General features: G+C 44.8%; 21 protein-coding genes. All 21 read left to right on the top strand.

The window, feature by feature from the left end:
• The first annotated feature begins 7 nt into the window (after positions 1–7).
• The 21 genes from EV212_RS00845 (at position 8) to EV212_RS00745 (ending at position 17991) form a co-directional block, all read left to right on the top strand.
• Complete coding sequence (locus tag EV212_RS00845; RefSeq protein WP_132087433.1) at positions 8–1390, top strand: phage portal protein; 1383 nt, start codon at positions 8–10, stop codon at positions 1388–1390.
• A gap of 11 nt (positions 1391–1401) precedes the next feature.
• Positions 1402–2940 (top strand): phage minor capsid protein, encoded by a 1539-nt coding sequence (locus EV212_RS00840; RefSeq protein ID WP_132087429.1) that lies wholly within the window; start codon positions 1402–1404, stop codon positions 2938–2940.
• Positions 2903–3202 carry a hypothetical protein gene (locus EV212_RS00835; protein WP_132087426.1) on the top strand — a complete coding sequence of 100 codons (300 nt, stop codon included), beginning with the start codon at positions 2903–2905 and terminating at the stop codon, positions 3200–3202. Before EV212_RS00840 ends, EV212_RS00835 begins: the two co-directional genes overlap by 38 nt.
• 57 nt (positions 3203–3259) lie before the next feature.
• Positions 3260–3538 (top strand): hypothetical protein, encoded by a 279-nt coding sequence (locus EV212_RS00830; protein WP_132087423.1) that lies wholly within the window; start codon positions 3260–3262, stop codon positions 3536–3538.
• Between the two features lie 168 nt (positions 3539–3706).
• Positions 3707–4240, top strand: coding sequence for a phage scaffolding protein (locus EV212_RS00825; protein ID WP_132087420.1), 534 nt, complete (start codon positions 3707–3709; stop codon positions 4238–4240).
• A gap of 14 nt (positions 4241–4254) precedes the next feature.
• On the top strand, positions 4255–5448 hold the full coding sequence (locus tag EV212_RS00820; RefSeq protein ID WP_132087417.1) for a phage major capsid protein: 1194 nt from the start codon (positions 4255–4257) through the stop codon (positions 5446–5448).
• Between the two features lie 15 nt (positions 5449–5463).
• The gene (locus tag EV212_RS00815) at positions 5464–5835 is read left to right on the top strand and encodes a head-tail connector protein (protein WP_132087412.1); all 372 of its coding nucleotides are present in this window, start codon (positions 5464–5466) and stop codon (positions 5833–5835) included.
• Positions 5825–6232: a DUF6751 family protein gene (locus EV212_RS00810; RefSeq protein WP_132087409.1), complete on the top strand. Its 408-nt coding sequence runs from the start codon at positions 5825–5827 to the stop codon at positions 6230–6232. The genes EV212_RS00815 and EV212_RS00810 overlap by 11 nt, the downstream gene beginning before the upstream one ends.
• Complete coding sequence (locus EV212_RS00805; RefSeq protein WP_132087407.1) at positions 6232–6561, top strand: minor capsid protein; 330 nt, start codon at positions 6232–6234, stop codon at positions 6559–6561. Before EV212_RS00810 ends, EV212_RS00805 begins: the two co-directional genes overlap by 1 nt.
• Positions 6558–6989: a chloramphenicol resistance protein gene (locus tag EV212_RS00800; RefSeq protein WP_132087404.1), complete on the top strand. Its 432-nt coding sequence runs from the start codon at positions 6558–6560 to the stop codon at positions 6987–6989. The genes EV212_RS00805 and EV212_RS00800 overlap by 4 nt, the downstream gene beginning before the upstream one ends.
• Before the next feature lies 1 nt (position 6990).
• Positions 6991–7479, top strand: coding sequence for a hypothetical protein (locus EV212_RS00795; RefSeq protein ID WP_132087401.1), 489 nt, complete (start codon positions 6991–6993; stop codon positions 7477–7479).
• Positions 7480–7491: 12 nt separating this feature from the next.
• The gene (locus tag EV212_RS00790; protein ID WP_132087398.1) at positions 7492–7845 is read left to right on the top strand and encodes a DUF6673 family protein; all 354 of its coding nucleotides are present in this window, start codon (positions 7492–7494) and stop codon (positions 7843–7845) included.
• Between the two features lie 5 nt (positions 7846–7850).
• On the top strand, positions 7851–8438 hold the full coding sequence (locus EV212_RS00785; protein WP_132087395.1) for a bacteriophage Gp15 family protein: 588 nt from the start codon (positions 7851–7853) through the stop codon (positions 8436–8438).
• 192 nt (positions 8439–8630) lie between these two features.
• Complete coding sequence (locus tag EV212_RS00780) at positions 8631–12548, top strand: phage tail tape measure protein (protein ID WP_243115418.1); 3918 nt, start codon at positions 8631–8633, stop codon at positions 12546–12548.
• A complete protein-coding gene (locus EV212_RS00775) occupies positions 12545–13384 on the top strand; it encodes a hypothetical protein (RefSeq protein ID WP_132087389.1) in 840 nt (279 codons plus the stop codon). The genes EV212_RS00780 and EV212_RS00775 overlap by 4 nt, the downstream gene beginning before the upstream one ends.
• Positions 13385–13387: 3 nt before the next feature.
• Positions 13388–14452, top strand: coding sequence for a hypothetical protein (locus tag EV212_RS00770; RefSeq protein ID WP_132087386.1), 1065 nt, complete (start codon positions 13388–13390; stop codon positions 14450–14452).
• Positions 14453–14464: 12 nt separating this feature from the next.
• Positions 14465–15160, top strand: a complete 696-nt coding sequence (locus EV212_RS00765; protein WP_132087383.1) for a phage baseplate protein — start codon at positions 14465–14467, stop codon at positions 15158–15160.
• A gap of 16 nt (positions 15161–15176) precedes the next feature.
• The gene (locus EV212_RS00760) at positions 15177–16280 is read left to right on the top strand and encodes a hypothetical protein (protein WP_132087380.1); all 1104 of its coding nucleotides are present in this window, start codon (positions 15177–15179) and stop codon (positions 16278–16280) included.
• A gap of 121 nt (positions 16281–16401) precedes the next feature.
• A complete protein-coding gene (locus EV212_RS00755; protein WP_306812225.1) occupies positions 16402–16662 on the top strand; it encodes a branched-chain amino acid ABC transporter permease in 261 nt (86 codons plus the stop codon).
• Between the two features lie 4 nt (positions 16663–16666).
• Positions 16667–16960 (top strand): phage holin family protein, encoded by a 294-nt coding sequence (locus EV212_RS00750; protein ID WP_132087374.1) that lies wholly within the window; start codon positions 16667–16669, stop codon positions 16958–16960.
• Between the two features lie 2 nt (positions 16961–16962).
• Positions 16963–17991 carry an N-acetylmuramoyl-L-alanine amidase family protein gene (locus EV212_RS00745; protein WP_165873255.1) on the top strand — a complete coding sequence of 343 codons (1029 nt, stop codon included), beginning with the start codon at positions 16963–16965 and terminating at the stop codon, positions 17989–17991.
• Positions 17992–18057 lie beyond the last annotated feature (66 nt).

Raw genomic sequence — 18057 nt, 5'->3', positions numbered from 1 at the left:
GAGAAATTTGAAGTTTACAACGATGCTTGATTTGATCGTAAAAACGTTAAATAAGAGTTCGGATACACAGATAGATGTGTGTGTGACTTCAAAAATGGCAAATCAGATTGAGCTGTGGACGGCACTGTTTGAGAATCGTCCCTGGTGGGTTGACAATAAAAAAGTATTTGGAATGAATCTTCCATCCTCTATTTCGTCAGAATTTTCCCGGCTGGTTACACTTGAACTTGAATCTGAAGTTATTGGGAGTCCAAGGGCAGATTATTTGAACGAGCAATATAAGAGTGTTCTCAATGATTTGAGACGTAATGTACAGCTCGCCTGTGCAAAAGGCGGTATGGTTTTTAAACCCTACGTAACCCAAAAAGGAATTTCAGTGCAGTATGTCCAGGCAGATTGCTTTTTCCCTATTAGCTTTGACGGCTCTGGGCATATGACACAATGTGTGTTTGCTGAACAGGTACGGCGTGGGAAAAATATATATACTCGGTTGGAAATGCATGAGATGAAAGGAGAGCATTTGCATATCACCAATAAGGCATTTGTCAGTACAAATGATTACAGCCTTGGTGTACCGGCACCCTTGGAAGCTGTAGACCGATGGTCAAAGTTGTCGCCTGGTGCAGTATATGAAGGCGTCGACAGGCTGCCTTTTGGATATCTAAGAATTCCTTCTGTAAATGCAGAGGACACGAATAGTCCGCTTGGTACTTCTGTATATGCTCAGGCAGTTGATTCAATTCGAGTTGCAGATAAACGCTATAGTCAGATTGACTGGGAGTATGATGCCAAGGAAGCTGCAGTGCATATTGCCGACAGCCTATTGAAGTATGATAAAACCAGGGATGCTTATGAGTATCCTGGCGGAAAAGAGAGATTGTACCGATCTGTTGAGTACAATTCCGGCGCAAAGGACAAACCGCTTTTGGATACATATTCCCCGGATATCCGGGATGAAAGCTATTACAGGGGATTAGATAAACAATTAAAATTAATCGAGTTTCAGTGCAATCTTGCCTACGGTACGATTTCAGACCCTCAGAATGTCGATAAGACAGCGGAGGAAATAAAGGCAAGTAAACAGCGTTCTTACACTGCAGTGAGTGAAATACAGAAAGCGACACAAACAGCGCTGGAGGACCTTGTTAGAGCGATGGACTTTTATGCGACGATTTACAATCTGGCACCAATCTGTACATATGAGATGAACTTCCGGTGGGATGATTCAATTGTCGTAGATAAAGAAAAAGAACTTTTGTCCATGCAACAAGACGCCGTATCTGGAATGATTCGTAAGGAATTGTACATTGCAAAAAAGTATGGCGTCACAGAAGAAGAAGCGCTAAAAATGATACCGGCGCAGCCAAAAGGCTTTCCAGATGATGAATAGGTGGTGATACATTGCTTACACCGGAATATTTAGATGGATTAACAGATGATATTCTGGCTATGTATGATGCTTTGAATGAATCCATCATCGAGGACGTGTCCCGGCGGATTGTAAAGACTGGGATGGTAACAGAAACGGCGGCATGGCAGATGAAACAGGCACAGGAAATGGGTACTCTGTATGAGGATGTCATTGAGCGGATTTCTGAGGTGACTGGGTATGCAGAGGATGAGCTTAAGCGATTGTTTGAGGATGCCGGCGTAGAGAATATCCGGTATGAGAACGATATCATGTCTCAGATGGGCTTGATGCCGATTGAGTTGAAGCAATCCGAAACGATGATAAAATTGTTAAAAGCGGGTTTGGAAAAGACAAGCCGAGATTTAACGAATCTTACACTTACAACGGCAATAAGGGCTCAGAATGCCTATTACAATGCTACGAACCTTGCTTACTTGCAGGTGTCCAGTGGTGTTCTGTCCAATCAGGAAGCTATAAAACGGGCGATATTGACGGTAGCAAGAGACGGTGCTACAGTTTTATATCCTTCTGGCCATATTGATAAAATCGATGTAGCCGTCAGACGAGCAGTGCTAACCGGGGTTAATCAGACGGCAGCCAAGATCAATTTGGAGTATTGCGATGAATCTGGCTGCGATTTTGTAGAGACAACGGCGCATAGTGGCGCCAGGCCTTCACATGAAGTTTGGCAGGGCAAGGTTTTTTGTATATCCGGAAAGAGTAATATGTATCCGCCATTTTCGGAAACGGGATATGGTACCGGTGTCGGATTATGTGGGTGGAACTGTCGGCATAACTTTCATGCGTTCTGGCCAGGGGTATCTGTTCCAGCGTATACGGAAAAAATGCTGGCAAGTTATGGTGCTAGAGAGTATGAATATAATGGCAATAAGTTGACGGATTATGAATGCAGTCAGATGCAGCGTTCTATGGAGCGAAAGATCCGTGAGACCAGACGTCAATTGACGGCCTGCAATGCTGCTATGGAAACTACAGAAGATGTTGTTTTAAAAGAGAAACTTAAGATGGCGTTTGAAAACAAATCCGTTTGTCTTAAAGCTCAGGAGACAGACTTGAAGGACTTCTGCCGGAAGACGAAACGTCCGATGGATTCCTCAAGGCTGCAGGTCTATGCAGTTAAAGACAATCAGGGGCGGATTGTTGGATTTAATAAATCAGTCAGCCAGAAAGCAGTACAGGCGAATATACGGTATCAAAAAGTTGAAAATAGTGATATAATCAATATATCCGATAAACAGTTTGGTAAGAAGGTTGGCAAACATACAAAAGAATATGGTTTGAACCCACAAAGTTCTGTGGACAGGCAAAGAATGCGGCACTTTATTCTGGATATTGTTGAAAATGCAGACGAAGTAAGGGAAGGCAATTGGCGGTCTCAGGAAGGTTTGTGTCAGTTTTATATTAAAGGCCCTGATGTCGTCGTGACACGAGGAAAAGAATTTGTAACCATTTTGAAGGGCGGTGTAGAAAATGCGAGGGTTAAGAACGCAGGAAAACGAAAAATTTAATAGATTTTGGGAGATCGTTCAATCAAAGGCAGCTTCTCTGGGGATGGTATTCTTTGCCGATTGCGGCGAAGGCCGGGAATTTTTCTTAGACGATATGGAGGGTGAAGATATCCGTGGTTGGCTGATTCCCTTAGATAAAGCCGAAGAATTTCAGCACGAATGGGAAAAATACAATGAGTCTGATCAATGGATTGATTGTATTTACTGGGCTGAATGGACGATGAATGATGGAGCCATTTCTATCGAATTTAAAACGTATTAAATACCACTGGGCAAAAAACCAGTGGCATTTTTATGCCATTTTTTGGAGGTGAAACCTATGAATTTTATTCGGAGAGCAATGCCGGTAGAGGCTTTTGTATTTACGAGAGATTCGGAAATTACAGGACCTGAGTGGTTTGGAAATCTTTTGAATAGTGAGAAGGCCTATATTGACCGGGCGATTATAGACGGACAGTCTAAAGTTTACGGTTGTACAATTCGGGCGCCGGCTTGCACATATAAAGCAAAACTTGGAGATTACATTATTCTGGATGATACGGGAAATGTATGTGTTTGCAAGAAGTATCGATTTAAAAAAGAATATGAGAAAGGATAAGGTGATCCTTTTATCTCGGAGCTGTCCGTTAAACAGCAGGAAGCACGCGGAGAAATCTGGGTGTTATTTTTATATTCGAAATTGGTCAGCAGATTAGACCTAAAACAGTCGCTTCGCCGGTGGGCGGTTACACACCTAAAAATAACCTAATGCGAAAGGATGGATACAATGAGAACTGAATTTTTAAGTGGTCTTGGAATTACAGACCAAAACGTTATCACACAGATTCTTGCCGAAAACGGTCGGGATATTGAGAGACTTAAGGGGGAGCGCGATACATTGCAGACACAGCTCAGCACAGCGCAGGCAACTTTAAAAAACTTTGAAGGCGTGAATCCAACACAACTTCAGGGTGAAATCACGCGCTTAACAACTGAACTGGCCACGAAGGAAGCGGAGTATAATAAGCAGATTGCAGACAGGGATTTTAATGACCTGTTAAGAACAACGGCAGCGGCCTATAATCCTCGTGATATTAAAGCAATTATGCCATTTCTCGATGTGGAAAAACTCAAAGCAAGTAAAAATCAGGAAACAGATATCAAGGCGGCATTAGATGTAGTAAAGAAGGATAATGCTTATCTGTTCCAGGATGTGAATATCCCAAGGGTTGTATCGGTGACGCCTGGGCCGAACAAAGAATCTGATGATTTAAAAACGCAGGCCAATAATGCACTTAGGAGCTTATTGGGGCGAGAATAAAAGGAGGAATTTAAATGCCAGTAAATATTACAAATAGAGAAAATGCCGAGGCGATTATCCGCCAGCAGGTTGTTTCTACCGTTTTTCAGGATGCGCCAAGACAGTCTGTATTTATGAGTATGGCACGTAAGTTGCCAAATATGACAAGTAATCAGACGAGAATCCGTGTGTTGGATTTTCTTCCAACAGCCTATTGGGTGGATGGTGATACAGGAATGAAGCAGACAACAAAGCAGGCATGGGATAATGTATACCTTGATGCAGCAGAGTTAGCTGTTATCGTACCTATTCCGGAAGCTGTCCTGGATGATGCAGAGTTTGATATTTTTGGTGAGATTACACCGAGAGTCAATGAAGCTATCGGTCAGAGAGTTGACAGTGCTGTTGTATTTGGTGTTAACCGTCCGGCGGCATGGCGCAATGATATCATTACGACCGCAAGACAGGCGGGGAACAATGTTGCTGTTGGTTCCAGTCCTGATTACTATAACCTGATTATGGGTGAGGGTGGTGTTATATCTAAGGTCGAGGAAGACGGTTATATGGCGACCGGATGTTTGGCAGCCATGGGTATGAGAGCAAAACTCAGAGGCATCCGGGCAACGGATGGCAGTCTTATCTTTAAGTCTGATATGCAGGGCTCTACACAGTACGCACTTGATGGCGCACCGATGTATTTTCCTCAGAACGGTGCTTTTGATAATACAGTAGCTCAGATGGTCGTTGGAGATTTTAAACAGGCTGTATATTCTATTCGTCAGGATGTGACCGTTAAGATTCTTGATCAGGGAGTTATCCAGGACCCTGTGACCAAAGAAATCGTGTATAACCTGGCACAGCAGGATATGGTTGCACTTCGTGTTGTGTTCCGTATGGGGTGGGCGCTTCCGAATCCGGCAACACGTATGGATGAAGACCGCGTAGGTTGCCCATTTGCTTATTTGGAACCAGCTACAGCAGTAACTACACAGAAGGTAACCTTTACCGTAAGTGACAATCAAACGACACCGGCAGCAATTGAAGGAGCCATTATCGACGTCAACGGCTCTAGATTAAAGACAAATGGTTCTGGCAAAGCCGAATTTAATCTTCGCGCCGGCACATATCCGGCGAAGATCCGTAAAGCAGGATTTGGCCAGATTACGGAGACAGTTATCGTTGCATCTTCTGCGGTCACAAAGGCGGTAACATTGATCCCGAAGGAATAATGGGAGGATAAGGGTATGGCATGGATAAATGTTGATTATGATTTTTATACAAATACATTCAAAGGTACAGTCATACCCGAAAGTGCCTTTGATAGAAAAAGTGTGGAATCCGAAGCATTCATTAACAAAATTACTTTCGGGAGGATTCATAAATATGATCTGCGTCCGGATGATTTAAAGGCTGTGAAGCTTTCCATCTGCGCAACGGCAGAAGCGGTCTACAATTTGGATAAACATCGGGATATTAAATCCGAGAATAACGATGGATATTCCGTCACTTATGTGGACAGCGGCGAGAGTTCAAGACGCTTACGGATGATAGAAGCAGCGGATATATATTTGGCGGATACTACGCTTCGCAATAGGATGGCGTCTTATGATTACTAATGCAGACATAACCATTTATAATCAAAAAAGCAATCCGGTTACAAAATTGACCGAGTATGTCCGGACACAGATTAGAAACGTCCATTGGTATACAGATCAGAAAACATCTGTTGACCAGTCAGGTGTACACAGTGCAGATATCTACAAGATTCGGGTCCCGGAAGAGTCAGTGACAGATAGAAAGTTTCTTGATCATTCAGAATGGAAGCAGTCGGAAGATACAGACGGCTATTGGACGATTCAGAATGACGATCTGGTTGTCAGGGGTCTGGTGGATGACGATATACGTCAGGCTTCGGATCTGTTGAATAAATATCCGTACGTCGCACGGGTGAATTCGTTTTCGGATAATCGCCGTGGTAATAATCCACATTTTCGAATTGGAGGTGTCTCCTGATGGCAAGAGTAAAATTGACGATGAATCCTACACAGCAAATATTGCTTAAGAGAGGGCTGAATAAAAATGGAGATGCACAGCGCTTTTTTACTCATGAGGTCCGAAGGCTGTCAGACCCATATGTCCCCATGAAATCTGGGATGCTGAAAAATTCGGCAATCGAAAATGTGGATACTATTATGTACCCACAGGTATATTCTAAAAAGCAATATGAGCAGAACCGCGGCAGCGGACTTCGTGGAAAGTTGTGGGACAGGCGGATGTGGGCTGATCGCGGCGATGAGGTTGTTCAATCAGTAGCAAGATTTGCAGGAGGTAAACCAGGATGACGATTATAGAAAGTATTCGGGATTTCATTCAGGGCTGTCCGTTTCTGGATGAATTTTCTAAGGCTGTGAATGTTAATTATATGGATGATGATGCAGTTAACTATATGATCGAGCCGACGCCGGTGAATCCAATTGTAAAAAAATACATGGGTGGCAGTTCTGTCAGACAGTTTGCCTTTGTATTTGCCAGCCGGGAATATTATGGTCCGGATACCATTGAAAATATTTCCAACAGCGGTTTTTATGAACGGTTTGCTGACTGGCTGGAACAAAGTACGCTACAGGGTAAACTACCGGTGTTGGACGATAAAAAGACACCACGAAAGATTTTTGCTGAGACAACGGGGTATGTTTATAATGCGGATGAGACCCTGGCTCAGTATCAGATACAATGTAAATTAACATATTTTCAGGAAAGGATGATTTAAGATGTCAGGTGAAGTAAGACAGAGATATATGCAGGCGAACTATATTGACGTAGGGAGCACCGATTCTACATATGCTTTTATGGGTGCCGGTTTTTCGGAATTGAATGAATCTCCTTCGGCGCAGACAAGCTCTAAACGGTACATTAATGACAAAGCCCAGACCAAACGAGTTACGGGGTATGATTGGTCGTCTTCATTTAATACAGATCAGATTCGCAGTGAGGAAGCAGTTGATTTTATTTGCAAGATTGGTGAACTTCAAAAAGTTGGCGGTGATGCTGAGACAGATTATGTGATTGTGGATCTGGATCAGAAGGTTGGAGATACAGGAAGTTCCTATCATGCGAGAAAATTTCACGTAGCTGTTGAAATTTCAAATTTTGAAAATAATGACGGTGAGATGGCGGCGTCTGGTAATCTGCTTCAGATTGGGAACTTGACCGAAGGAACTTTTGATACAAATTCGAAAACATTTACAGCATCTGTATAAAGGAGGGATTTTATGTTGGTTAAATTCGACAATGGTGTAGAAGTTGATTTTGACATCTATGATGCAGAAACAGCCGATTATTATGCGGATATAAAAAGTAATATCGTTGCAGCATCGGAAGAAGTGGTTCAACTGGCAGAAACGAAGCCGGGGGATGCTATGAGAAAGATGTTTTCGGTGGTTTCTGAGGGATGCGATATACTTTTTGGTGCAGGAATGGGCGAAAAGATTTGCGGTAGTCGTCCAAACATGATGACTGCGTTGAACGTGTTTTCTAAAATCCGTGATTCGGAGGATAAACAGATTGCTGAAATGAAAAAACTTTCAGATGTAGCAGCCAAAAAGTATCGTCCGAAAAAGAAGTGATGTAAATGAGTTCTCTTTTAACTGAGAGACTTCCACAGACAGTTCAGATTGACGGGGTGGAAGTTAAAATAAATACGGACTATCGTATTTTTGTTAATCTGGAACTTACGTTGCAGGATGATATACTGTCTGATGAAGAGAAAATCTATCGGATGCTTAAGCTTTGCTATCCATCTATTCCAAAGAATATAGTAGAAGCGTTGGAGCAGATCATGTGGTTTTATTCCTGTGGGAAAAAGGATGAAAAGAAACGATCACGTAAGCCGTTGTATCGATTTGATTGTGACGGTGATTATATCTATTCGGCATTTTTGTCTCAGTATAGTATCGATCTGCAGGAACTGCCTTATATGCATTGGTGGAAGTTCCGGTCGTTATTTCAGTCTTTGGGTGATGATAACGAGATAACGAAGATCATTGGGTACCGGAATATGGAAATAACCGGGAAGATGACCAATGACCAGAAGCGGTTTTATAAAAGGATGAAAGAACAATATAAACTTCCGATGCCAGAACATAAGAGCCAGATGATTGAAGAAATCGAGGAAGCGCTTATAAATGGTGGGGATATCAGTCACATCCTTCAGAGGTGATGAAAAATTGAAAAGGTGAAAGTGAAATGCCCGCATTGCGGCTATCCGGTGAATGTATTTAAAATACCGGGTGCCAAATGCCAGGGCATTTTTTTGAAGTGCAAAAATAAGGATTGCAAAAAAGAATTTGAATTAAAGATTTAAAGATGTGTGCCGATGTGCCGGTGTCTTTACTCGAGGTAGGTGAGGATATTGGCAGATGGCAAGGTTGTTATTGAAACTGGATTAGACAGTTCAGGGATTGAAAAAGATATATCGAAGCTTGGGAGTCTGGCATCAACGGGGTTAAAAGCAACCACGGCGGCCATAACGGTAGCAAGTGGTGCATTGACAGCTTTTGCAGGCTATTCCGTAAAAGCCGGAAGCAGCTTTGAGACAGGTATGTCAGAAGTAGAAGCTATATCTGGTGCCACAGGAGAGCAGATTGAAGAACTGGCAACGAAAGCAAAGGAAATGGGCGCCACGACAAAGTTTTCGGCGACAGAATCAGCGGCAGCTTTAAAATATATGGCTATGGCCGGATGGTCTACTGAGGATATGTTAGGCGGCCTTGAGGGTATTATGAACTTGGCTGCGGCTTCGGGAGAAGATTTAGCTAGTGTATCCGATATTGTAACAGATGCTTTGACCGCTTTTGGACTTCAGGCATCAGATTCCAGTCATTTTGCAGATGTTTTAGCAAAAGCAGCGTCCAATTCTAATACGAATGTTGGACTGATGGGCGCAACATTTCAGTATGTTGCACCTTTGGCTGGAGCCCTTGGCTACAGTATTGAAGATACAGCGGTTGCCATTGGATTAATGGCAAATGCTGGCATTAAGGGTGAAAAGGCGGGTACAGCATTACGTACAATGTTTACCCGATTATCAGACCCGCCGGCAGATGCGGCGGCGGCAATAGATGAGCTTGGACTTAGCATGACAAATGCAGATGGAACAATGCGCCCGCTTAGTGATGTCATGGCTGACCTTCGGACCAAGTTTGCCGGCTTATCAGAAGAACAGAAAGTTCAGATGGCGTCTTCTCTTGCTGGACAGGAGGCTATGTCGGGGCTTTTGGCAATCGTAAATGCCTCTGACGAGGATTTTGAAAAGCTAACACTATCTATCAATAATGCCAGCGGTGCAGCCGAAGAGATGGCCGGAGTCATGAACGATAACCTGAAAGGCGATATCACGTTATTACAGTCCGCTGTTGAAGGATTGGGCATTCAGGTTTATGAAAGTGTAGATGTTGAACTTCGCGAAGCGGTCCAAGCAGGGATTGGATACGTGGACCAGTTATCGGAAGCATTTACAGATGGCGGCTTAAAAGGGGCTGTCAAAGAGGCGGGAACTATATTTGCCGACATGGCAACGGAAGCCACAAAACAGGCGCCGAAGATGATCAAATCGGCTATCCAATTTATTAAAGCCTTTACCAAAGGTATTTCAGCAAATAAGAATGAAATATGGAATGCTGCCGTTGAGATTTCAAAAGCACTTGGTGATGGTCTGGCAGACATGCTTCCGAAGTCGGTCCAAAAGCCGGTAAAAGATGCGATTGATAAGATGGCAAAGTCTTTGACCTCTGGCGGTATAAAAAATGCCATTGGTACGACGGTCACAATGTTTGAAAATCTGGCTACAACAGCTGGAAAGATCTTTGTGCCGGCTATTGAACTGGCAGTTGATATTTTGGACATTCTTGGAGAACACGCAGAAATCGTCGTGCCGCTAGTAGCGGCAGGAGCTACGGCTTTTGGCGCTTATAAGATTGTAGGATCAATAACACCATTGATTACGGCCTTTGATACGGCGTTGACAATGCTCACAGCTGCAGAAGCTGCAAATGCGGCGCAAATACTGGCTGCTTCAGGCGCATTATCGGCAAAAGAGGTTATTGTTGGTGTTATTACCGGAAAGATTACGTTGGCCACTGCGGCTACGACCGCTTGGAATGCTGCACTGTCTATTCTTGGGGGACCTTTGGGACTTGCTTTGACAGCAGTGGGCGTTCTGACAGCTGGTATCATTGCTTACTGTGCGACTCAGGAAGAAGCAACTTTAGAGACGACCGCTTGGGTGGAAGAGAATGAAACTCTTATGGAGAGCTTAAGTAAGACTAACGAGTCCGTTCAGAGAAGTATCGAACAGCGTCAGCAGTCTTACGACGGTGCTATGTCGGAAGCTGGTGCGATCGATATTCTCACACAGAAGCTGTTTGAATTATCGGACAAAGAAAATAAAAGCGCTGAAGACAAGGCGGCGATGGCGGCCATCGTAGACGAACTCAATGGTAAGATTCCTGGATTAAATCTGGTGATAGATGAAGAGACCGGGTATCTTAATATGAATAAAGATGCAATCGTGGCGGTTACCGAGGCTAGTAAAGATATGATCATGGCCAAAGCGGCGCAGGAAAGCCTTGTTCCGATTGCCCAGAGTATCTGGGAAGCTGAGATGAATCTTGCCGAGGCTGAACAAGCGCGGAATGATGCGATGGAAGTTTTGAATGAGAAACAGTCGGCCTATAACACAGTGGTTGCTCAGTATGAAAAGGAATTATTAAATTCTGGATCGGCCACCAGCGAAACAGAAGAGGCTCTCAATAAATGTCGGGGTGAAATGGAAGCTGCCCAGTCTGTTGTGAGCGAATTAGATACTACCATTGATGAATGTAACCAGACACTGGATGATGCCAATGCAAAGTATGATTTTATGCAAGGGAAGGTTGCTGAGTATTCGGCAACAACAAATCAGGCAAAGGTGTCCATCGATGAGATGGGTGCCAGTGAACAGCTGTTGGCAGCAGTACATTCAGAGAGCGCTGATCAGATTCAGCAGGCTTTGGCGACAGTTTCTGAGGGAATGTTGACGGCAACAAATGCGAACCGGGAACAGCTGACACAGCAGGTAAGCGATTTGGAAAATAATGTGGCGATGATGCTTGCAGCCCTTCAAGCGGGAATGCCGGGAGTTACACAGGAGATGGTCGATCAGTGTAACCAGATGGTATTTGCGGCCAAAGGGGAACTGGATCAACTGGCCCCGACGTTTCAAGGAGCGGCAGATACCGCCGGTCAAGCAGCTGTCACGACTACGGCTGGTCATACCCCTTCGTATAATGCGGCAAACAAGGATTTTGCTGAGAACGGCAAGCAAGGATTTGATTCTGCCGATGTTCCAGGACACCATGAGAAGGCTGCCGGTGATGCAGCGAATGCGGCTATTCAAGAGACAACGGCCCACTGGAGAGAAGAATATGCGGCTGGTGCCGGAACTGGAAGGAACTTGAACGAAGGGCTGGATTCACAGGGCGTTGAAGGACATTTTGAGAGCACTGGTGGAGCGGCTGGAAGCAACCTTGCAAGTAGTATGAATGCGCAGACTGGTGCGGCAAATGCAGCCGGTTCATCTATTGGCGATGGTGCGAATAGTGGTGTGGATGCGTCAGAAGTAGATAGCCATTTCAGTGTAATAGCAAATCTGGCCGTATATGAATTTATTCGAGCGATGGCAGCACTGAAGGATTTGTCTCGGTCAACCGGTCAGGAAATTGGGGACAATTCAGTCAACGGACTTAGGATCGGTTCTGACGGAACATATGGACTTGGAATTGATTTTGCAAACGGCTATGCCAATGGTATTTACGGCGGTCTCAGTGCAGCAGTAGCGGCGGCGGCTTCAATGGCAGCACAAGCTATTGCGGCTGTCCAGGCAACACAAGCATCTGCTTCACCGTCCAAAAAGACTCGTAAGCTGGCACACGACTTTGATGATGGCTATATCGGTGGAATTCTGGATAAAGAGGATGAAGTTGAAGCGGCTGCAGAGCAGATTTCCGAGACGGCACTTGGTGCGTTAGATTTTACTGGGATTGATGCTTCTGGGCTTGTTAAGCGTATGCGTGATACAGTTGCAGCTGAAAATCATGCGATTGGTGAAAGTTTATCCTCTGAATTTGTTAATAAAATTTATAAAAATGTGGAACTCGAAAACAATCAGGAGTTGATAAATTATGAAAAAATGGCCAGTTATATTGTGGCAGCCCTGATCCGGGCGGGGGTCAAGGTGGAAGTTGACGGTCGGGACTTTGGCCGTTTGATAGGAGAGATTGTAGGCGTATGATGGAGATATACTATTTAAATGCTCGGGGAGAAAAACTCAATCTTGTAGAGTGGCCATATCGAATTCAGACGGGGGATATCCTTAATTATAAAAAGTCTTATACATTTTTTAATGCATCCCATGGAGGGGTGATTCAAGGATTTAATTCAGAGGTGTCCGAGAGAAATGTTGTTCTTACTGTCGCTGCACGAACAATGGATGAATACTATAACTCGCTTAATCATTTTTATAGTGTCGTTGATTCAGACGTGGTCAATTTAACACCGGGTCGTCTGTATGTTAATGGGCAATATATGAGGTGTTATATTTTCGGGAGTGAAAAGACAGAGTGGGAATATGGATGCAATTTCTTGGACAATACCATTTTTATTGTAAGCGGCAATCCCCAGTGGGTCACTGAATCTATCAAGGCCTTCCATCCTGTTGGCAGCGATACAGGTTATCCATATTTGGATTATCCATACGACTATGATTATGATTATGCTCCAGATATCATTTCTGTCGGTCATATCAATCTTGACCATTATGCGCCGTGTAAATACCTTTTAAAGATTTACGGTCCGGCTATCAATCCGGCGGTGACGATAGGCGGCATCGTCCGCCAGGTGTATACCACGCTGGAAGCTGGACAATATCTTTTGATCGACAGTCGTGATAAGACTGTGAAGCGTGTATTAAACGATGGCGCTGTCCTGAGTGAGTTTGACAACCGGCGCCGAGGAACGAAATCTATTTTCGAGCCGATAATACCGGGAATGAACGAGATCACCTGGAACAACGCCTTTGGTTTTGACCTGACACTGTTTATCGAGCGGTCCGAACCGGAATGGAGGTAGGTCATGGATTTCATGCTTGCGGACAAAGATAAAAAAGAACTGGGCCAGGTTGAACTGGATATGGACATGGATATCGGCGGCACCAACGATTATCAGTTTTCGGTGTCATTGGGGCAATGGGAAGACATATACAGCCGGGTAGCTTACATCTATATCCCCGATACGGAATATGGCGGCCCGGTCTCCACACCGGAGACGGTTCCAGCCAGTAATACCGTCAGGATCACCGGGGATGTCTGGCGGAAGATGTTATCTCAAAAGATCATTGAGCCGCCGGAAGGCAGCGCTTACCGGATGGTGGCTGGTGAAGCGAATGCCATCATGAAAGACCTTGTGGACGGGATGTTCCCGGGCCTTTTTGCTGTTCCGGAAACAGACAGCGGCATACAGATAACGTCTTACCAGTTTGACCGGTACACGGACCTTTTGACCGGGCTCATAAAGATGCTGAGTAAATTTGGAGCCAGGTTGGACATCAAGCTCCGGCAGGGGGAACGGCATGGATTTACCGTTGAGGTCCAGGCCATGCCCATCGTGGATCATTCAGACAGCCTGGAATTTAGCGAGGACAGCAGGGTACGGTTCACTACGAAGGATCACACCCGTGGCATCAACCATCTGATCTGCCTTGGCCAGGGTGAATTGACGGATCGGCTGGTCGTCCATCTCTATACCGATGCGGACGGCAATATCGGCCGGACACAGGCCTTTTTCGGCATGGATGAGCGGGTGGCTGTGTATGATTACGGAAATGCTGAGACGGAAGCAGAGCTTATCAAAGGCGGGACAGAACGGCTGGAAAGCTTAAAAGACTATAAAGAGATGACCGTGGAGGTCGCGGATGTGGTTGCAGATATCGGAGATATCGTTGGCGGCCGGGAGTATACGACAGGATTCCTTATCCGCCGGGAGATCACCCAGAAGATCATCAAGATCGAACGGGGCCGCATTAAGACTCAGTATAAAGTTGGTGGGAAAATGAAGGAAACTCCCCGAGTCGGCGGTGGGAACACGGGGAGCGTGATAGAAGCGATCACAGAGGCGGAGATCGATGCCATCTGCGTGTAAAGGAGTGGGCCTATGGGATTTTTAGATGATGCAGGCGTCGAACGGCTGTGGCAGAAAATGAAAGCTTATGTGGCTTCAAAAACTGGCAGTAACCTGACATTTGATAAGGTTTATCCAGTTGGGAGCATCTATATGAGCGTGAACAATGTCAATCCTGGCACTTTGTTTGGAGGGACATGGATAGCATGGGGAGGTGGCCGCGTACCAATAGGTGTAGATACATCAGATACGGACTTTCAAACAGCAGAAAAGATCGGAGGAGCCAAAACGGTGAATTTGGCTCATAGTCACACAGTAAATTCACATTCTCATACTACATCCGGCCACACGTTGACCGTGAATGAAATACCATCTCACCGTCATAGTGTAGATATAACAAGCGGTAATGGTGGAGCACATTCCCACGTTTTGGTAGTAAAGGCTTTGTTAAGCTCTATAACACATCATCATGGCGAAGGTGCATACCCATCAGCAGCGTCTTCGACAGCTGGCAGTTATGTGGATGCACAAACAGTGGCCGGGGCTGTTAATACTGCTCCAAACCATACACATTCGGTAAGCGGCAACACTGGAAACTTGGGGGGCGGTAATTCCCACTCTCACGGCGATACAGGAAAATCATCCCCTGCAACAGATAGTAAATTAAGTGCATCACAATCAATCATGCAACCATACATAACCTGCTACATGTGGAAGCGAACAGCATAGAAAGGGGCGTAATAGAATGGAGATAATCGATGGTTATAAAGGGGTGGCCCATGTGAAGGCCAGCCAGGTCGGATTGCATCATCAGGGTCTGATCGGTCCGGACAGTTATATATTGAACAATGGAAACAATCTGAGTTATCAGATAATTTCCGGAAATAAGATACGGATCCTGGATGGGATCATTGTCGTTCAGGGGCGGAGAGGATGTATCGAACCCGGGTTTTATGAAGAGTTGGTGATTGAAAACGGCAGTCAGGGTGAATACCGAAAGGATATCATTGCGATCCAGTACTCCAAAACATCCGATACAGGAATCGAAAGCTTTGATCTTGTGGTTGTGAAAGGCACACCAGCAACGGATACACCGGCGCTTCCAGAGCTTACATTCGCAGATATCAATAGCGGCGGTATGCTGCACCAGGAAGCATTGTATGTGGTCACGATATCGGATGCAGCGATCACATCGGTGGAAGGGCAGTTGGAAACCCTCTGCAGTGTGGCAGATATGGTCGAATTGGACGGGAGTTATGATGGCAAAAAGGCCGGGTGGCTGAAAAAGCTTGGCGGAAGGGTTTTTGCCCACGCCCATGCCAGGACCGTCCTGTGGTCCGGGACAACGACCTTGTATTCGAAGCTGACGGAGGTCATCAACAGCATATCAGCGCATAAGAGCAGCAGTGATCATGACGGAAGGTATTATACAGAATCTGAAATAGACGCAAAGCTGAATGGAAAAGCAAATTCAAGCCATAATCATGATTCCCTTTATTATAAAAAAGCGGATGTTGATAAGAAGTTTATTCCCGCAAAGGTCAATTTTACAACAAATCCAGCTTCATTTGTCGCTACGTCAAATATATCTTATAGTTGTGCAAATATCGCCACGATCAATATGTATATAAAATCTGGAAGCAATGTAATGGCTAATAATAATGACCTTTTAGTTGGTGTATTGAGTGTTGCCCCGATCAATGAGACACTTATTTCAATACATGACGATGCCGAAAAAGCGCTTATGCTCGGAAGGATAAAAACAGATGGAAGTATCGTTGTCAAAGCGAGAAATTTGGAAGGTGAAAGATATTTGATCATCAACGCATCTTTTGCATTTAGCAGCTAGGAAATATCGATCACTGCAAAGAAGGATATATATGGAGATCAGAGCGGGACCAGACATGGTCTTTTTATTTTGTAGGAAAAATCATGAAATGAGGTAATATCCAGTGTACATAGACACTCATATGATTATTACGGCCGCAAGTCTGCTTACCGCAGTTACGGCCATTTTTTCTGTCGTTTTTGCAGTGTACCGTTGGTATCTGAAACAGAATCGACAGGATGAAGAAATTGAGAAGATGAAGAGTGAGCAGTGCCTGTTGACCTATGGCATCCTCGCGTGTTTGAAGGGATTGAAGGAGCAGGGGTGCAACGGGCCGGTAACGGAAGCAATCGACAAGATTGAAAAACATATAAATAAACAGGCACATGACCAGGAAGGATGATTTTATGGAGCAGATTGTTAATTATGTAAAACCAGAATTATTGATCGTAGCAATGGTGTTGTATTTTGCCGGTGTTGGGCTGAAAAAGGCTGAGGCGGTGAAGGACAAATATATCCCACTGATCAACGGAGCTATCGGGATTGTATTATGTACCATTTGGGTATTTGCGACATGTTTATGCGGCACACTACAGGACATTGCAATGGCGGCATTTACGGCCATCACGCAGGGCATTCTTGTGGCCGGTCTCAGTACATATGTAAATCAGGTAATCAAACAGGCAACGAAGGAGGAATAGTAATGGCAAAAATTTATTTGGTAGCAGGTCACGGCGGAAGTGACCCAGGAGCATGTGGTTATGGAAGAAAAGAAAAAGATGATGTATTGAGATTGACATTGGATGTCGGCGCTGCACTCAGCAAATTAGGGCACTCAATCCGGTATAATCGGACATCGGATGTAGATACCGACTATTATGGTTACATTAATGATTGCAACAATTTTGGCGCCGATATCTGCTTATCCATTCACAGGAATTCTTTCAATGGAAGCGCGAGCGGATATGAATCATGTATCTATGCCAACACTGGAAGAACGAAGATTTTGGCGGATGCTCTCAATGCTGGAATGGCCGCCATTGGATTTGAGAATCGTGGCAGCAAGATTCGTCCGGACCTTGCTGTGTTAAATTCAACGACCATGGATGCTTTGCTGGCTGAGGTGGGATTTATCGACAATCCGGCCGACAATGCTCTTTTTGCGAATCGTTATAATGACATTGTAAAATGTATCGCAAACGGCATCCTAAAGGCCTTAGGCTTATCACAGACTGCCGGAAATACAACACCATCAAAGCCGGCCGAGCCGAACAAGACACCGGTTAAAAAAGACCTCGGACAGGTCAATTGTTATTATCAGGTTTTTACAGACCGGTGGTGGCCAAGGGTTAAGAATTATGAAGACTGGGCCGGAGAAGGTGATGGTGTACCTATCCGGTATCTCGGTATTTGCGTGGATAAGGGCAGTATCCGGGCACGGGCACACACGCTGAATAGCGGATGGTTGCCGGCGATCACATTTGGAAAATCCTATAACATCAATGATCTGGAGAATGGAGTCATTGGTGACGGAAGCCCAATTGATGCCATCGAATTATATTACATCACACCAGACGGATATAAATACAAGAAAGCCGTGTATTGCGTATCATCATTGGAGGGTGATGAATTTTACCCCGTGCAGTATGATGACGAGGTGAGTGATACAATGGACGGTTACGCCGGCGCAATGGATATACCAGTGGATAAGTTTAAAGCCTGGATTGAATAATGTATCTTTGGCTCCCGGGATTCCGGGGGCCTTATTTTGTAAGGAAAATGAATGAAAGAATTTGAC

The organism is Frisingicoccus caecimuris (assembly GCF_004340975.1).
GTDB classification, from domain to species: domain Bacteria; phylum Bacillota; class Clostridia; order Lachnospirales; family Lachnospiraceae; genus Frisingicoccus; species Frisingicoccus caecimuris.
The sequence above is the reverse complement of the archived record's forward strand: the minus strand, read 5'-3'. Positions and strand labels throughout refer to the sequence as shown.

What these genes read in the sequence shown, in the direction of transcription:
- EV212_RS00835 (WP_132087426.1), top strand. Translation starts at nt 2,903, where the DNA reads ATGCGAGGGTTAAGAACGCAGGAAAACGAAAAATTTAATAGATTTTGG.
- EV212_RS00760 (WP_132087380.1), top strand. Translation starts at nt 15,177, where the DNA reads ATGGAGATAATCGATGGTTATAAAGGGGTGGCCCATGTGAAGGCCAGC.
- EV212_RS00800 (WP_132087404.1), top strand. Translation starts at nt 6,558, where the DNA reads ATGACGATTATAGAAAGTATTCGGGATTTCATTCAGGGCTGTCCGTTT.
- EV212_RS00805 (WP_132087407.1), top strand. Translation starts at nt 6,232, where the DNA reads ATGGCAAGAGTAAAATTGACGATGAATCCTACACAGCAAATATTGCTT.
- EV212_RS00810 (WP_132087409.1), top strand. Translation starts at nt 5,825, where the DNA reads ATGATTACTAATGCAGACATAACCATTTATAATCAAAAAAGCAATCCG.
- EV212_RS00755 (WP_306812225.1), top strand. Translation starts at nt 16,402, where the DNA reads ATGATTATTACGGCCGCAAGTCTGCTTACCGCAGTTACGGCCATTTTT.
- EV212_RS00790 (WP_132087398.1), top strand. Translation starts at nt 7,492, where the DNA reads ATGTTGGTTAAATTCGACAATGGTGTAGAAGTTGATTTTGACATCTAT.
- EV212_RS00770 (WP_132087386.1), top strand. Translation starts at nt 13,388, where the DNA reads ATGGATTTCATGCTTGCGGACAAAGATAAAAAAGAACTGGGCCAGGTT.
- EV212_RS00745 (WP_165873255.1), top strand. Translation starts at nt 16,963, where the DNA reads ATGGCAAAAATTTATTTGGTAGCAGGTCACGGCGGAAGTGACCCAGGA.
- EV212_RS00825 (WP_132087420.1), top strand. Translation starts at nt 3,707, where the DNA reads ATGAGAACTGAATTTTTAAGTGGTCTTGGAATTACAGACCAAAACGTT.
- EV212_RS00750 (WP_132087374.1), top strand. Translation starts at nt 16,667, where the DNA reads ATGGAGCAGATTGTTAATTATGTAAAACCAGAATTATTGATCGTAGCA.
- EV212_RS00820 (WP_132087417.1), top strand. Translation starts at nt 4,255, where the DNA reads ATGCCAGTAAATATTACAAATAGAGAAAATGCCGAGGCGATTATCCGC.
- EV212_RS00775 (WP_132087389.1), top strand. Translation starts at nt 12,545, where the DNA reads ATGATGGAGATATACTATTTAAATGCTCGGGGAGAAAAACTCAATCTT.
- EV212_RS00765 (WP_132087383.1), top strand. Translation starts at nt 14,465, where the DNA reads ATGGGATTTTTAGATGATGCAGGCGTCGAACGGCTGTGGCAGAAAATG.
- EV212_RS00830 (WP_132087423.1), top strand. Translation starts at nt 3,260, where the DNA reads ATGAATTTTATTCGGAGAGCAATGCCGGTAGAGGCTTTTGTATTTACG.
- EV212_RS00795 (WP_132087401.1), top strand. Translation starts at nt 6,991, where the DNA reads ATGTCAGGTGAAGTAAGACAGAGATATATGCAGGCGAACTATATTGAC.
- EV212_RS00815 (WP_132087412.1), top strand. Translation starts at nt 5,464, where the DNA reads ATGGCATGGATAAATGTTGATTATGATTTTTATACAAATACATTCAAA.
- EV212_RS00785 (WP_132087395.1), top strand. Translation starts at nt 7,851, where the DNA reads ATGAGTTCTCTTTTAACTGAGAGACTTCCACAGACAGTTCAGATTGAC.